Origin of the sequence: Arthrobacter sp. ISL-5, from assembly GCF_018613835.1 — a bacterium.
In the GTDB taxonomy this organism is placed as follows: Bacteria; Actinomycetota; Actinomycetes; order Actinomycetales; family Micrococcaceae; genus Arthrobacter.
Window position 1 is genome coordinate 86833 of record NZ_JAGGPM010000046.1, and the last position, 14438, is coordinate 101270.

General features: G+C 65.2%; 14 protein-coding genes. 10 read left to right on the forward strand and 4 right to left on the reverse strand.

Going from position 1 to position 14438, the window contains the following annotated elements:
• Nucleotides 1-59: 59 nt before the first annotated feature.
• From J7I89_RS22675 to dnaE, 5 genes are all read left to right on the forward strand, one after another.
• The gene (locus J7I89_RS22675; protein WP_214975159.1) at nt 60-347 is read left to right on the forward strand and encodes a YggT family protein; all 288 of its coding nucleotides are present in this window, start codon (nt 60-62) and stop codon (nt 345-347) included.
• A gap of 171 nt (nt 348-518) precedes the next feature.
• Nucleotides 519-1205, forward strand: coding sequence for a DivIVA domain-containing protein (locus tag J7I89_RS22680; protein WP_214975162.1), 687 nt, complete (start codon nt 519-521; stop codon nt 1203-1205).
• A gap of 81 nt (nt 1206-1286) precedes the next feature.
• Nucleotides 1287-1859: a signal peptidase II gene (gene lspA / locus J7I89_RS22685; RefSeq protein WP_214975164.1), complete on the forward strand. Its 573-nt coding sequence runs from the start codon at nt 1287-1289 to the stop codon at nt 1857-1859.
• On the forward strand, nt 1852-2778 hold the full coding sequence (locus tag J7I89_RS22690; RefSeq protein WP_214975166.1) for an RluA family pseudouridine synthase: 927 nt from the start codon (nt 1852-1854) through the stop codon (nt 2776-2778). The genes lspA and J7I89_RS22690 overlap by 8 nt, the downstream gene beginning before the upstream one ends.
• 50 nt (nt 2779-2828) lie before the next feature.
• Nucleotides 2829-6386 (forward strand): DNA polymerase III subunit alpha, encoded by a 3558-nt coding sequence (gene dnaE, locus J7I89_RS22695; protein ID WP_214975169.1) that lies wholly within the window; start codon nt 2829-2831, stop codon nt 6384-6386.
• A gap of 9 nt (nt 6387-6395) precedes the next feature.
• On the opposite strand, the gene J7I89_RS22700 is transcribed toward dnaE, so the two are convergent.
• Nucleotides 6396-6854, reverse strand: coding sequence for a flavin reductase family protein (locus tag J7I89_RS22700; protein WP_251045741.1), 459 nt, complete (start codon nt 6852-6854; stop codon nt 6396-6398).
• Nucleotides 6855-7034: 180 nt separating this feature from the next.
• Between J7I89_RS22700 and J7I89_RS22705 the strand changes: the two genes are divergently transcribed.
• The 3 genes from J7I89_RS22705 to nrdR all read left to right on the forward strand — a co-directional run bounded on the left by J7I89_RS22705 (nt 7035) and on the right by nrdR (nt 9718).
• Nucleotides 7035-7598 (forward strand): hypothetical protein, encoded by a 564-nt coding sequence (locus J7I89_RS22705; protein WP_214975175.1) that lies wholly within the window; start codon nt 7035-7037, stop codon nt 7596-7598.
• A gap of 81 nt (nt 7599-7679) precedes the next feature.
• Nucleotides 7680-9086: a histidinol dehydrogenase gene (hisD, locus tag J7I89_RS22710; RefSeq protein WP_214975177.1), complete on the forward strand. Its 1407-nt coding sequence runs from the start codon at nt 7680-7682 to the stop codon at nt 9084-9086.
• 119 nt (nt 9087-9205) lie between these two features.
• Complete coding sequence (gene nrdR, locus J7I89_RS22715) at nt 9206-9718, forward strand: transcriptional regulator NrdR (protein WP_214975180.1); 513 nt, start codon at nt 9206-9208, stop codon at nt 9716-9718.
• A gap of 132 nt (nt 9719-9850) precedes the next feature.
• On the opposite strand, the gene ppgK is transcribed toward nrdR, so the two are convergent.
• Both ppgK and map read right to left on the reverse strand, forming a co-directional pair.
• Entirely contained in the window at nt 9851-10654 is an 804-nt protein-coding gene (ppgK, locus tag J7I89_RS22720; protein WP_214975183.1) for a polyphosphate--glucose phosphotransferase, read from the reverse strand.
• An 85-nt stretch (nt 10655-10739) separates the two neighbouring features.
• The gene (gene map, locus J7I89_RS22725) at nt 10740-11618 is read right to left on the reverse strand and encodes a type I methionyl aminopeptidase (RefSeq protein WP_214975186.1); all 879 of its coding nucleotides are present in this window, start codon (nt 11616-11618) and stop codon (nt 10740-10742) included.
• A 126-nt stretch (nt 11619-11744) separates the two neighbouring features.
• On the opposite strand from map, the gene J7I89_RS22730 reads away from it, so the two are divergent.
• The gene (locus J7I89_RS22730; RefSeq protein ID WP_214975207.1) at nt 11745-11909 is read left to right on the forward strand and encodes an SPOR domain-containing protein; all 165 of its coding nucleotides are present in this window, start codon (nt 11745-11747) and stop codon (nt 11907-11909) included.
• 8 nt (nt 11910-11917) lie between these two features.
• Here the strand turns inward: J7I89_RS22730 and panB are convergent, their stop codons facing one another.
• Nucleotides 11918-12823 (reverse strand): 3-methyl-2-oxobutanoate hydroxymethyltransferase, encoded by a 906-nt coding sequence (gene panB / locus J7I89_RS22735; protein WP_214975210.1) that lies wholly within the window; start codon nt 12821-12823, stop codon nt 11918-11920.
• A 266-nt stretch (nt 12824-13089) separates the two neighbouring features.
• Between panB and glnA the strand changes: the two genes are divergently transcribed.
• Nucleotides 13090-14430, forward strand: coding sequence for a type I glutamate--ammonia ligase (gene glnA / locus J7I89_RS22740; RefSeq protein WP_078028948.1), 1341 nt, complete (start codon nt 13090-13092; stop codon nt 14428-14430).
• The last annotated feature ends 8 nt before the right edge of the window (nt 14431-14438 follow it).

A 14438-nucleotide genomic window follows, 5' to 3' on the forward strand; every position in this document is an offset into this window, starting at 1 on the left:
GGCAAGATCCACAGGACACCGCGGTATCCGGAATGAATCATGGAGATATTGGTTAGCTCATGGGAATAGTATTCGGGCTCGTCTATATCGTGCTGCTGTTCATCTTCGTGGCCCTGATTGTCCGCCTGGTCTTTGACTGGGTCCAGATGTTCGCCCGCGAATGGCGTCCCCGCGGCATGGCCTTGGTGGCGGCCCACGCGGTGTACTCCGTCACGGACCCGCCGCTGAAAGTCCTTCGTCGGCTCATTCCGCCGTTGCGGCTCGGGGGCGTCTCGCTTGACCTTGGTTTCCTGGTGCTGTTCATTGCCCTCAGCGTGGCTATGGCCTTCACCAAGTCATTCGCATAGTTTCATATCAGCTTGCAGCGCAGCGGCCGTTCCCGAAAGGGAACGCCGCCAGCGCGGAGAATCTCTGGTTTGACATCACCGTGTTGAATTAGAGGAACCAGACCATATTTAGGTACCGTAGTTTTGACGGCCGGAAGGCCTACTGACTAACTAGACCAACGAGGTGACCAGATGGCTTTGACGCCAGAAGACGTTGTCAACAAGCGCTTTCAGCCGACCAAGTTCCGCGAAGGCTACGACCAGGACGAAGTTGATGACTTCCTGGACGAAATCGTCGTCGAACTGCGGCGCCTGAACCAGGAGAACGACGAACTTCGCAAGAAGCTCTCCGAAGGCGGTTCGGGATCGCCCGCCGCCACCGCAGCGGTCGCACCGGTGGTTGAAAAGGTCCCGGCGCCCGCCAAGGCCGACAAGGACGAAGCGCGTGCCAAGGCCGAGGCTGAGGCCAAAGCCGCCGAACTGGCCAAGAAGAAGGAAGCCGAGCAGGCCGCCGCCGTCCAGGCACCCGCTGCCTCGGGCCAGGACGCCTCCCAGTCTGCTGCCGGCCTGCTGGCCATGGCGCAGCAGATGCACGACCGCCACGTTGCGGACGGCCAGGAGCAGCGCGACAAAATCATTGCCGAAGCGCAGATCGAGGCAAGCAGCCTCGTCAACGACGCCCAGGAGAAGTCCCGCAAGATCCTCGGCGCCCTGGAGCAGCAGCGGTCCGTCCTGGAGCGCAAGGTGGAGCAGCTCCGCGGCTTCGAGCGCGACTACCGCTCACGCCTGAAGGCCTACATCGAAGGCCAGCTGCGCGACCTGGACGCCCGCGGTTCTGTCGCTGCCCCCGAGGTCGGCGAAAGCAGCGCTGCCGTTTAGCACGTATTCTGAAAGCCGGTGGCTGAGGATTCCTCGGCCACCGGCTTTTGTGATTAACAACGGTTCCCGAATGAAAGCACCATGACTGACGAACTTGCCGCTGACGCAGCGCACCCAGCCTCCTCTTCACCACGGCCACGGCGCGCGGTGCTGTTGTCCCTGTTCGCAGGCTTCGCGGCGTTCGCGTACGTCTTTGACCAGCTCACCAAGCTGTGGGTCACGTCCAACATGGTCGAAGGCGAACGGATCCCCGTGCTCCCTCCGGTGCTGCACTGGTACTTCATCCGGAACTCCGGGGCCGCTTTTTCCATCGGCGAGAACGTGACCTGGGTGTTTACGATCATCATGGTGGGTGTCGCCATCGCCATCCTGTTCCAGCTCCGCAAGCTCGGTTCGGCCTGGTGGGCCCTTGCCCTTGGCCTCCTGCTCGGCGGCGCGCTGGGGAACCTGACCGACCGTCTCTTCCGGCAGCCGTCCTTCGCCATGGGGCACGTCGTCGACTTCATTCAGCTGCCCAACTTCGCGATCTTCAATATCGCGGATTCGGCGGTTGTCTCGTCGGTGGTCATCATCTGCCTCCTGACGCTGCGGGGCATTGCCCTTGACGGGTCGCACCACGGCGTCGCCAAAGCTGACGGAGCCAAGGATGTCTGAGCGCGTCGTAGTGCCCGACGAGCTTGACGGCAGCCGGGTGGACGCCGGCCTGGCCAAGCTCATGGGCATGTCGCGGTCCCTCGCGGCCACGCTGATCGCCGAAGGGAACGTTCTCAGCGGCGGCAAGCCCGTGGGGAAGTCCGCCAAACTCACGTCCGGCGCTGTGCTGCACGTGACGGTCCCGGAGCGGCGGGACCCCCTGGAAGTAGTGGAGGAAGTAGTGGAAGGCCTGAAGATTCTGCTGGACGACGACGACTTTGTGGTTGTCGACAAGCCGGTAGGGGTTGCGGCCCATCCGTCTCCCGGCTGGGTGGGGCCGACAGTGGTCGGCGGACTTGCCGGCGCCGGATACCGCATCTCCACCTCCGGCTCCCCGGAGCGGGTGGGCATCGTCCACCGGCTCGACGTCGGAACATCCGGCGTCATGGTGGTGGCCAAATCGGAACAGGCGTACACGGCGCTCAAACGGGCCTTCAAGGAACGCACCGTGGACAAGGTGTATCACGCCGTTGTCCAGGGCCTGCCGGACCCCCTGCAGGGAACCATCGACGCACCCATCGGCCGGCATCCTGGCCACGACTGGCGCTTCGCCGTCATCGAGGACGGCCGCCCGTCGGTCACGCACTATGAGGTCCTCGAGGCCTTCGGGAAAGCGACCCTCGTGGAGGTGCACCTGGAGACGGGCCGGACCCACCAGATCAGGGTCCACTTCGCCGCGCTCCGGCACCCGTGTGCCGGGGACCTGACCTACGGGGCCGACCCCCGGCTCGCCGCCACCCTCGGCCTCACCCGCCAATGGCTGCACGCCCGCCAGCTCGGCTTCGACCACCCGCGGACGGGGGAGCGCGTGACGGTCACCAGCGACTACCCCGAGGACCTGGCATACGCACTGGAAGTCCTGGAGTCGGGCAAGGCCTGACCGGCGGCGTGGTCGCGGAGAATGTCGGCGGGCGGCACTAGAATGGTCCGGTGACTTCCAGCAATGACTCGTTCGTCCACCTGCACACCCATACCGAATACTCCATGCTGGATGGTGCGGCCCGCCTGGGGGAGCTGTTCGACGAAACCGAACGCCTGGGGATGCCCGCCCTGGCCACGACGGACCACGGCTATCTGTTCGGCGCGTTCGATTTCTGGCGCAAGGCCACCGACAAAGGCATCAAGCCGATCATCGGCGTCGAAGCCTATGTGACTCCCGGAACCGCCCGCGGTGACAAGAGCCGGGTCCGCTGGGGCGAGGAAAACCAGCGCAAGGACGACGTCTCCGGCGGTGGTTCCTACACCCACATGACCCTGCTGAGCTACAACAACGTGGGCATGCGGAACCTCTTCCGCGCCTCCTCGATCGCCTCCCTGGACTCGGTCTTCGGCAAATGGCCCCGGCTGGACCGTGAGCTGCTGAACACCTACTCGGAAGGGCTCATCGCCACCACCGGCTGCCCGTCCGGTGAGGTCCAGACCCGGCTGCGGCTCGGCCAGTACCGCGAAGCGCTTGAGGCTGCTGCGGAGTTCCGCGACATCTTTGGCGCGGAGAACTACTTCTGCGAACTCATGGACCACGGCCTGGACATCGAGCGGCGTGTCACGGGCGATCTGCTACGCCTGGCCAAGGACCTGAACCTGCCGCTGGTGGCCACCAACGACCTGCACTACACGCACGAGCACGACGCGAAGGCGCATGAGGCCCTGCTGGCCATCCAGTCGGGCTCCACCCTCCTGGAGCCGACGTACGACAACGGCGGTTCGCGGTTCGCCTTCTCCGGCAGCGGCTACTACCTGAAGTCACCGCAGGAAATGCGTGAACTGTTCCGCGACCACCCCGAGGCGTGCGACAACACGCTCCTGATCGCCGAGCGCTGCGAAGTTTCGTTCAACACCGGCGCCAACTACATGCCCCGGTTCCCCTGCCCGGAAGGCGAGGACGAAACATCCTGGCTGGTCAAGGAAGTCGACAAGGGGCTCCATTACCGCTATCCCCAGGGCATCCCGGACAAGGTCCGCAAGCAGGCCGACTATGAGCTGGAAGTCATCACCTCCATGGGCTTCCCCGGCTACTTCCTCGTGGTCGCCGACTTCATCAACTGGGCCAAGAACAACGGCATCCGGGTAGGTCCCGGACGTGGCTCCGGTGCAGGCTCCATGGTGGCGTATGCCATGCGCATCACCGACCTTGACCCGCTGCACCACGGCCTGATCTTCGAGCGCTTCCTCAACCCGGACCGCGTCTCCATGCCTGACTTCGACGTCGACTTCGATGACCGGCGCCGCTCGGAAGTGATCGACTACGTCACGCGCAAATACGGCGACGAGCGCGTGGCCATGATCGTCACCTACGGCACCATCAAGACCAAGCAGGCCCTCAAAGACTCTTCGCGCGTCCTGGGCTACCCGTTCAGCATGGGCGAGCAGCTGACCAAGGCGCTGCCGCCGGCCGTGATGGCCAAGGACATTCCGCTGGCCGACATCCAGAACAAGGAAGCCAAGCGCTACAGCGAAGCCGGTGACTTCCGCCAGCTGATCAGCACCGACCCCGAGGCCGCCAAGGTTTTCGAGACGGCACTGGGCATCGAGGGCCTGAAGCGGCAATGGGGCGTGCACGCCGCCGGCGTCATCATGTCGTCGGACCCCATCATCGACGTCATTCCCATCATGCGCCGCTTCCAGGACGGCCAGGTCATCACCCAGTTCGACTATCCGACGTCCGAGGGCCTCGGCCTGATCAAGATGGACTTCCTCGGGTTGCGAAACCTGACGATCATTTCGGATGCCCTGGAAAACATCAAAATGAACCGCGGCATCGACCTGGACCTCGAAACCCTGGCCCTTGACGACACCGCGTCCTACGAGCTGCTGGCCAGGGGCGACACCCTGGGCGTGTTCCAGCTCGACGGCGGCCCCATGCGCTCCCTGCTCAAGCTCATGAAGCCTGACAACTTCGAAGACATCTCCGCGGTGCTGGCCCTCTACCGGCCCGGACCGATGGGCGCCAACGCGCACACTGACTACGCGCTGCGCAAGAACAAGATCCAGGAAGTCATCCCGATCCACCCGGAGCTCGAGGAGCCGCTCTCCGAAATCCTGGGCGGGACCTACGGCCTGATCGTGTACCAGGAGCAGGTCATGGCCGTGGCGCAGAAGCTCGCCGGCTACACCCTCGGCCAGGCCGACATCCTGCGCCGTGCCATGGGCAAGAAGAAGAAATCCGAGCTGGACAAGCAGTTCGCCGGCTTCTCGCAGGGCATGCAGGACAACGGCTATTCCATGGCCGCGGTCAAGACCCTCTGGGACATCCTGCTGCCGTTCTCCGACTACGCCTTCAACAAGGCGCACTCGGCCGCCTACGGCGTGATCTCCTACTGGACGGCCTACCTGAAGGCGCACTATGCGCCGGAGTACATGGCCGCCCTGCTGACCTCGGTGGGCGACGACAAGGACAAGTCGGCGATCTACCTCAACGAATGCCGGCGGATGGGCATCACGGTGCTGCCGCCCGACGTCAATGAGTCGGCCCTCAATTTCACCCCTGTCGGCAACGACATCCGCTTCGGCATGGGCGCCATCCGCAACGTCGGCGTGAACGCCGTCGAAGCCATGGTGGCGGCGCGCGAAAAAGAAGGGGCCTATACGTCCTTCAAGGACTACCTCATGAAGGTCCCGGCGGTGGTCTGCAACAAGCGCACCATCGAATCCCTGATCAAGGCGGGCGCGTTCGACTCCCTGAACCACCACAGGCGAGCCCTGGCCATGATCCACGAAGAGGCCATCGACTCCGTGATCACGCTCAAGCGCAACGAGGCGATCGGCCAGTTCGACCTCTTCGCCGGCTTCGAAGAAGCCGAATCCGAGGCATCGCTGAGCATCGAGATCCCCGACCTTCCCGAATGGGAAAAGAAGGACAAGCTCTCGTTCGAGCGCGACATGCTCGGGCTTTACGTCTCGGACCACCCGCTGCAGGGGCTCGAAGGGCTGCTGAGCCAGCACGCCGACCAGTCCATCACCTCGATCATCGCCGAGGACGGCCCGCACGACGGCGCGATTGTCACCATTGCGGGCATGATCACCTCGCTCAGCCGCAGGATCGCCAAGGCCAGCGGCAACGCCTACGCCCGGGCGGAGATCGAGGACCTCGGCGGTTCCATGGAAGTGATGTTCTTCGGCCAGGTGTACGGGCCCATCGCGTCGGTCCTCGCCGAGGACCTGATCGTGGTGGTCAAGGGCCGGCTGCAGCGTCGCGACGACGGCGCCATCACCTTGAACTGCATGGAACTGTCCGTGCCCGACCTCAGCGAGGGTACCAACGGGCCCATCGTGATCACAATGCCGACGCACAAGGCCACGGAAGCAGTGGTCACCGAACTGGGGGACGTGCTGCGCAACCACAGGGGAAACTCGGAGGTCCGGGTCCACCTGCAGGGCGACGCCCGCGTGGAGGTCATGGGCCTGCCCGTGCACCTGCGGGTCAACCCCAACCCGTCGCTCTTCGGAGACCTGAAAGTGCTGCTCGGTCCTGCCTGCCTGGACGCCTAGGGGGCCGGCCTAGATTTCGTAATCGAGCGGGACCGGCTGCCCGTAGGCTCCGGAGTGGTACAGCAGCGGTGTGCCGTCTTCGCCCACTTCGCCCTCAACGACCTCCACCACCACCACGGCGTTGTTTTCGAAGGAAAGCCGCATCTGGATCTTTCCGATCAACCACCCGGCCACATCCTTGAGTACGGGCACATCATGGGGCCCGAGGGCCCAGTGGTCCCCGGCGAACCGCTCCTTCGTGCGCGCAAAGCGGTCGGCCAGCTCCTGGTTGTCCAGCCCCAGCATGTGGACGCCTATGTACGTCGTGTTGGCGACGGCCGGCCATGAGCTGGAGCTGCGGGCCATGTTGAAAGTGAAGCGCGGCGGCTTGGCGGACAGGGATGCCACCGAGGTTGCCGTGAACCCGTAGGGCACCCCGTCGTAGTTCACGGTGATAATGGCCACTCCCGCTGCGTGGCGCCGGAACATTTCCTTGAACGTGCCCTCGAAGGCGGTGTCATCTGAGGCCACTGTGATCGATCTCCCTGCTGAACCTGTTGGTGATGGTGTCTCTACTACAAGACTATTGGGCTTCCCGGGCGTTGCATCATTCGGCCGCAGCGCAGTCCGGTTTCCGCAACGCGGACCAACATTTGTTAACGTTTCTTCATGACACAGCCCGCAACTGCACCTCCGGTCCGCGACCACGACCAGCCGGATGGGGCCCCGGTAAGCATCCGGCCGAGCTGGCCGTGGGTCGCGGGCATCATCGGGGCAGGCATCCCTGCAGGACTGCTGTGGTGGTTCCTGGCTCCCGGCGGAATGAACCTCCTCTCCGGTAAAGCCGCGCTGGCGTCCGGCACCAACACCGAGGGCTGGCTCCCGCGGGACCTGGTCCTGGCCGGGCTTTTTGTCTTCGCCGGATGCCTCGTGGCCGTGCTGCTGTCCGGACGCAAGGACGGCGGAACGCGCCGGATGCTTGTGCTCTCGGTGGCCGCCGGCGGGGCGGCAGCCGTCCTCGCCTGGCAGACCGGAGTGCTGGCGGGCCTCTGGCTGGGCCAGCCCCAGGACACGTCCGCCAATGCCAGCGTCGCATTCTCGCTGAGATCCCACACGGTCCTGGTGCTGTGGCCGGCCGCCGTCGCGGCCGGCTATTTCGCCCTTCGCGTGATCAGCCTGCTGGGCAAGTCCGAGGATGCTGCCGCGGGGCAAGACGCACGGCAGGGTTACTGACAGCGCAGCCGTCCGGCAGGCTGACTGGACGGCATTCCGTAACACCGCAAGGGCTGGCGCCGCGGCGCGTAAAATGAACGGGTGACCACTTCTCCGGACCGCTCCGTACGCCCCACTTCCCCCGCCGCCGAACTCCGGAGTGTCGAATTCCGCAGTGTCGAATTCCGCACCGTTGATCTGCGGGGCCGTCGCCTGAGCCTCGCGGAACTCCGGGAGGCGGTGCCGCGGGCACGGCACCAGACGGTGGCCGATGCAGAGCAGAAAGTCACGGACATCATTGCCGCCGTCCGCCAGCGCGGGTTTGCTGCCCTCGCTGACTTTGCACGCGCGTTCGACGGCGTGGAGCAGGCGCATCCGCGCGTTCCGGCGGAGGCGCTCCGGTCAGCACTGGACGGCCTGGACCCGGCCGTGCGGTCCGCGCTTGAGGAATCCATCAGCCGGGCCCGGCGGTTCGCGGACGGCCAGCGGCCCGCCGACGTCGACGTCGCCCTCGGCGACGGGGCCGTGGTGAGCCAAAAGTGGGTTCCCGTGGCCCGCGTGGGCCTGTACGTTCCCGGCGGCCTTGCCGTCTACCCGTCGTCGGTCATCATGAACGTGGTTCCCGCCCTGGCCGCAGGGGTGGAGTCCATCGCACTGGCGTCGCCGCCGCAGAAGGACTTCGGCGGGCTCCCGCACCCCACCATCCTGGCCGCCGCCGCGCTGCTTGGCATCGACGAGGTCTACGCGATCGGCGGGGCCCAGGCCATCGCCGCGTTCGCCTACGGCGTTCCGGGTGCGGAGGGCGAGGCGGCCCTGGAACCGGTGGACGTCGTGACCGGACCCGGGAACATCTTCGTGGCCACCGCCAAGCGGCTCGTCAAGGGCGTCGTGGGCATCGATTCCGAGGCGGGCACCACGGAAATTGCCATTCTGGCGGATGCCACGGCCCGGGCCGCATTCGTAGCCGCGGACCTGATCAGCCAGGCAGAACACGATCCGAAGGCCGCGTCCGTCCTGATCACGGACTCACTCCAGCTCGCCGCGGACGTGCGGGAGGAACTCGAGCTTCAGGCAGCTTCCACCAAGCACAGCCAGCGCGTGCGCGAAGCCCTGTCCGGGCCGCAGTCCGGCGTCGTCCTCGTGGACGACCTCGAGCAGGGGATTGCCGCCTGTGACGCCTACGCCGCAGAACACCTTGAGATCATGACGGCGGACGCCGCCGCGGTGGCGTCGCGGATCCGGAATGCCGGCGCCATTTTCGTCGGGGACTACAGCCCCGTGAGCCTCGGCGATTACTGCGCAGGCTCAAACCATGTGCTGCCCACCAGCGGGACGGCGGCATTCTCATCAGGGCTGAACGTGACCACCTTCCTGCGCGCCATCCAGGTCATCAACTACACGGAGTCCGCTTTGGAACAGGTCAGCGGGCACATCGTCAGCCTGTCCGGGGCGGAAGACCTCCCGGCACACGGAGACGCTGTGACAGCCCGCTTCAGGAACGATCGCTAACCACTACATGTAGTAATTACAGGCTTGTTATTCAGCTACATGTAGCCGTAAACTGGATCCGGAACAAACTCCGGCTCTTCTGTTGCCGGCAGCGCCATACGCACCGGGGAAGGAACAGCGTGTACTGTCCGTTTTGCCGTAACCCCGACTCCCGCGTGGTGGACAGCCGCATGGCGGACGACGGCTCCGCCATCCGGCGCCGCCGGCAATGCCCCGAATGCGGGCGCCGCTTCACCACTGTCGAAACCACCAGCCTCTCGGTGATCAAGCGTTCCGGCGTGGGCGAGCCCTTTAGCCGCAGCAAGGTCATCAACGGCGTTCGGAAGGCCTGCCAGGGCCGGCCGGTCAGTGAGGATGACCTCGCCATGCTGGCGCAGGAGGTCGAAGAAAACATCCGGGCTTCCGGTGCGGCCGAGATCGATGCCCACGAGGTGGGCCTGATCATCCTCGGCCCGCTGCAGAAGCTGGACAAGGTGGCGTATCTCCGTTTCGCCAGCGTTTACCAGGCCTTCGAATCGCTGGAAGACTTCGAGTCCGCCATTGCGCTGCTTCGCCACGAGGCCGAAGTGGAAGCCAAGGGTGCGGACGCCAAGCGTTCCGAAGGCAAGAGCTCCGAAAAGAGCCCGCTCTAAGCTCCGGTGGCGGCAGCGGAGGGGAAGCCGCAGCTGCCACCGGCTCCAGAAGGACAAGAGAAGGCGGCAGACATTGTGTCTGCCGCCTTCTGCGCTGCCGGTCCGGTGCTGTTGCAGCCTTCGCTACCGGAGCTACTTCACCAGGTCGTGGTGCAGTGCAATTTCGATGGCGGCGCCGACGATTCCGGCCTCGTTCTTCAGCTCGGCGGGAACGATCGGCGTGCGCAGCTTCAGGCGCGGCAGGTATTCGTCCGCACGCTTGGAGATGCCCCCTCCGACGATGAACAGCTCGGGGGAGAAGAGGAACTCAACGTGGGAGAAGTAGCGCTGGAGGAGCACGCTGTACTCTTCCCAGCTGAGTCCGTCCCGTTCCCGCGCCACGGCTGAGGCCTTGCTTTCGGCATCGAAGCCGTCGATCTCCAGGTGGCCGAGTTCAGCGTTGGGCACCAATTGTCCATTGAAAATGAACGCCGAGCCGATGCCCGTGCCGAGCGTGATGACGAGGACCGTGCCGCCAATTCCGGCGCCTGCGCCGTAACGGGCTTCCGCGAGGCCGGCGGCGTCGGCGTCATTAATGACCTCCACCGGGCGGCCCAGCCGTGCCGTCAGCAGCGCGTCGATGTCGGTGTCGATCCAGCTCTTGTCCACGTTGGCGGCGGAGTGGACCACGCCGTGCTGGATGATGCCGGGGAACGTCACGCCAACCGGGCTGTCAGCGTCGGGGGCGTCAGGGCGCGCCGACAGCTCTTCAACCACCTGGGCCACGACTTCCACCACGGCTGCCGGCGTGGCGGGCTGGGGCGTTGCCAGCCGGAACCGGTCGCCGATCAGTTTGCCCTTCTTCAGGTCGACGATGCCGCCCTTGATTCCGGTTCCGCCGATGTCGATGCCAATCAGCGGTGCGTTCTTGCGGGTCTTTTCGTCCTTCTTGGCCAATGGGGTTCCGTTCGTGGCAGGGTAAGGGGCTCGGGAGGGGCAAGGGTGGCTTGCCGGATCGGGGCCGGCGGGGGACCGGCGGGCGTCAGGGAAGCGTGAGGATTTCGGCGCCTGATTCGGTGACCAGGAGCGTGTGTTCGAACTGGGCGGTGCGCTTGCGGTCCTTGGTGACCACCGTCCAGTCGTCGGCCCACATGTCCCATTCGATGGTGCCGAGGGTCAGCATGGGCTCAATGGTGAACACCATGCCCGTTTCGATCACGGTGTTGTAGGCCGGCGCGGCGTCGTAGTGCGGAATGATGAGGCCGGTGTGGAACGCCTCTCCGACGCCGTGCCCGGTGAAATCGCGGACCACCCCGTAGCCGAAGCGCTTGGCATAGGACTCGATGGCGCGGCCGATCACGTTGATCTGCCGCCCTGGAGCCACCGCCTTGATGGCCCGGTTGAGGGATTCCTTCGTCCGCTCCACGAGAAGGCGCGATTCCTCATCCACGTCCCCGACCAGGAAGGTGTGGTTGGTGTCGCCGTGCACTCCGCCGATGAACGCCGTGATGTCGATATTGAGGATGTCACCGTCCTGAACCACCGTGCTGTCCGGAATGCCGTGGCAGATGACTTCGTTGAGCGAGGAGCACAGGGACTTCGGGAAGCCGCGGTACCCGAGCGTGGAGGGATAGGCGTTGTGGTCCAGCAGGAACTCGTGGCCGATCCGGTCCAGTTCGTCAGTGGTGACGCCCGGCGCGATGTGCTTTCCCACTTCCACGATCGCCTGTGCCGCTATCCGGCCCGCGACGCGGACCTTCTCGATGGTTTCGGCCGACTTCACCTCAGAGCCGGTGAATTTCTCCGGTCCGGGCTTGCCGACGTACTCGGGCCGCGGGATCGACGCGGATACAGGCCGCTGCGGGCTGACAGATCCCGGGGTGAGCGTGCCGGTGGGTGCGGTCGAGGCTAAGGAAGGCATAGATTGATCATATAAGGCAGCGCAGAATGCCATGTAAATTAATGCGGCCTCCCGGCCCGGTTGCGGTTTACGTTACGTGGATCACGCCGGCGGGGGCCGGTTGCCAACCGGAAGCGAGGAACGTCGATGCCCGAGTACTGGTACAACGTGAAGACCCATGAGGTGGAAGAGGACGCATTGTCGGACTGGACCCAACTCATCGGCCCCTACAAGACCAGGGAAGAGGCCGAACACGCCCTCGAGAAGGTCAAGGCACGCAACGAAGCCTGGGAAAAGGGCGACGAGGACTGACGGGCGTCCTAGAAGGAGTGCTCCGGACCCGGGAACTGGCCCGAGCGGACGTCGTCGCCGTACGCCCTGGCGGCATCGCTCAGCACTGTCCGCAGATCCGCGTACTGCTTGACGAACTTGGCCATCTTGCCACCGCGGAGCCCCGCCATGTCCTGCCACACCAGGACCTGGCCGGTGGTCACGTTGCCGGCCCCGATGCCGATCGTGGGCACCTGCACTGCCGCGTCCACGGCCGCTGCCGTCTCGGCGGGAACCATTTCCATGAGGATGCAGAATGCGCCGGCGTCGGCGAGGGCCGCGGCATCCTCGATCAGCCGTGCCGCGTCATCGCCGCGGCCCTGCACGCGGTAGCCGCCGAGGGAATGCTCGCTCTGCGGTGTGAAGCCGATGTGCGCCATGACGGGAATGCCCGCCTGCACCATGGCCTTGACCGTTTCGGCGTAGAACTTGCCGCCCTCGATCTTGACCGCGTGCGCCAGGCCCTCCTTGAGGAATCGGACGCCGGTGGCAACCCCCTGCTGCGGCGATACCTCGTAGCTGCCGAAGGGAAGGTCCGCCACCACGAGCGCCCGCTTGGCCGAACGCGAGACGGCGCGGCACAGCGGCAGCAGTTCATCGACGGTGACAGGGAGGCTGGTCTCGTTGCCGAACACATTGTTTGACGCCGAATCACCCACCAGCAGGACCTCGATGCCGGCCTGGTCGAAGATCTCGGCCGAGTATTGCTCGTAGGCGGTCAGCATCGCGAAGCGTTCACCGTTGGTTTTTGCCTGCTGCAGGTGGTGCGTGCGGATTCGGGACACGGCCTTCTTGGGAGTTTCCGACGGCGGCGCCGCAACCTCTGCGGGTCCGTTGCCGTAAGGTGCCGGTACTTCCGCGGACATGCTTGAGTCGGAACTGCTGCTTGAGGCCATGGCTAGAGCGTAGTGCGAGACGCGCGGTCCTAGCTACCGGGCGGCAGGGGCCTACCGGTGATTCGCGTCACAACCCGGCCGTCCGCACGCGCCGCGCGGGGTCCTGCCGGACACCGGTGGGGCACGCTTATCGTGTTAACGCTGTGTTACGCGCCGCAGCTGCGCCAGCATCGCGCCGAAATGCTTAGTAAAGTGATTCGTGAGCTGCCGCGGCTTCGTCATCAACGGACCCGGGGCATGGACGTTGACCCGGAGAAGAGGCCTTCATGGACCGCCAACAAGAGTTTGTCCTGCGCACGATCGAAGAGCGTGACGTACGGTTCGTGCGTCTGTGGTTCACCGACGTCGTGGGTTCACTCAAGTCCGTGGCGCTGGCGCCGGCAGAAGTTGAGGGTGCCTTTGAGGAGGGCCTGGGCTTCGACGGCTCGGCCATCGAAGGACTGGCCCGTGTCTTCGAATCGGACATGCTGGCCCAGCCGGATCCGTCCACGTTCCAGATCCTGCCGTGGCGCGGCGAAACGGAGCAGACGTCCCGGATGTTCTGCGACATCCTGACGCCCGACGGCGAGCCGTCGGCCGCCGATCCGCGCAACGTCCTGAAGCGCACGCTGGCCAAGGCCGCGGACATGGGCTTCACGTGCTACACGCACCCGGAAATCGAGTTCTACCTCCTCAAGTCCCAGGAGCCCGGTCCCGACGGTTCACCCATTCCGGTGGATGAGGGCGGCTACTTCGACCACGTCCCCGGCGGCGTGGCACAGGACTTCCGCCGCACCGCGGTAACCATGCTCGAGTCCGTGGGCATCTCCGTGGAGTTCAGCCACCACGAGGCCGGACCGGGGCAGAACGAAATCGACCTTCGCTACGCGGACGCCCTCCAGACGGCGGACAACATCATGACGTTCCGGACCGTCATCAAGGAAGTAGCGCTCCAGCAGGGCACGTACGCCACTTTCATGCCTAAGCCGTTCACGGCGCACCCGGGCTCCGGCATGCACACGCACTTCTCGCTCTTTGAGGGCGACACCAACGCGTTCTACGAGGCCGGTGCCGAGTTCCAGCTCTCGGAAACCGCCCGTCAGTTCATCGCCGGCATCCTCAAGCACGCCCCGGAATTCACCGCCGTGACCAACCAGTTCGTGAACTCGTACAAGCGCCTTTGGGGCGGGGGAGAGGCGCCCAGCTACCTGAGCTGGGGCCATAACAACCGCTCGGCCCTGGTCCGTGTTCCGCTGTACAAGCCGGGCAAGGGACAGTCCGCCCGCATCGAGTACCGCGGGATCGACTCGGCGGCCAACCCCTACCTCGCCTACGCGGTGCTCCTGGGTGCCGGACTGAAGGGAATCGAGGAAGGCTACCAGCTTCCCGCCGCGGCGGAGGACGACATCTGGTCGCTGAGCTCGGCGGAGCGGCGGGCCATGGGCCATGATCCCCTCCCCGCGAGCCTGCATGACGCCATCCGCGCCATGGAGGACTCGGAACTCATGCCGCAGATCCTCGGCGAGCAGGTCTTTGAACACTTCCTGCGCAACAAGCGGGCTGAGTGGCAGGACTACCGCCTCCAGGTGACGCCCTATGAGCTGCAACGCAACCTCGCCATCCTTTAGGCGGCTGC

Coding starts and splice junctions, on each gene's coding strand:
- J7I89_RS22675 (WP_214975159.1), top strand. CDS start 60: ATGGGAATAGTATTCGGGCTCGTCTATATCGTGCTGCTGTTCATCTTC.
- J7I89_RS22680 (WP_214975162.1), top strand. CDS start 519: ATGGCTTTGACGCCAGAAGACGTTGTCAACAAGCGCTTTCAGCCGACC.
- lspA (WP_214975164.1), top strand. CDS start 1,287: ATGACTGACGAACTTGCCGCTGACGCAGCGCACCCAGCCTCCTCTTCA.
- J7I89_RS22690 (WP_214975166.1), top strand. CDS start 1,852: ATGTCTGAGCGCGTCGTAGTGCCCGACGAGCTTGACGGCAGCCGGGTG.
- J7I89_RS22700 (WP_251045741.1), bottom strand. CDS start 6,854: ATGTTCCGGCGCCACGCAGCGGGAGTGGCCATTATCACCGTGAACTAC.
- J7I89_RS22705 (WP_214975175.1), top strand. CDS start 7,035: ATGACACAGCCCGCAACTGCACCTCCGGTCCGCGACCACGACCAGCCG.
- map (WP_214975186.1), bottom strand. CDS start 11,618: ATGCCTTCCTTAGCCTCGACCGCACCCACCGGCACGCTCACCCCGGGA.
- J7I89_RS22730 (WP_214975207.1), top strand. CDS start 11,745: ATGCCCGAGTACTGGTACAACGTGAAGACCCATGAGGTGGAAGAGGAC.
- panB (WP_214975210.1), bottom strand. CDS start 12,823: ATGGCCTCAAGCAGCAGTTCCGACTCAAGCATGTCCGCGGAAGTACCG.
- glnA (WP_078028948.1), top strand. CDS start 13,090: ATGGACCGCCAACAAGAGTTTGTCCTGCGCACGATCGAAGAGCGTGAC.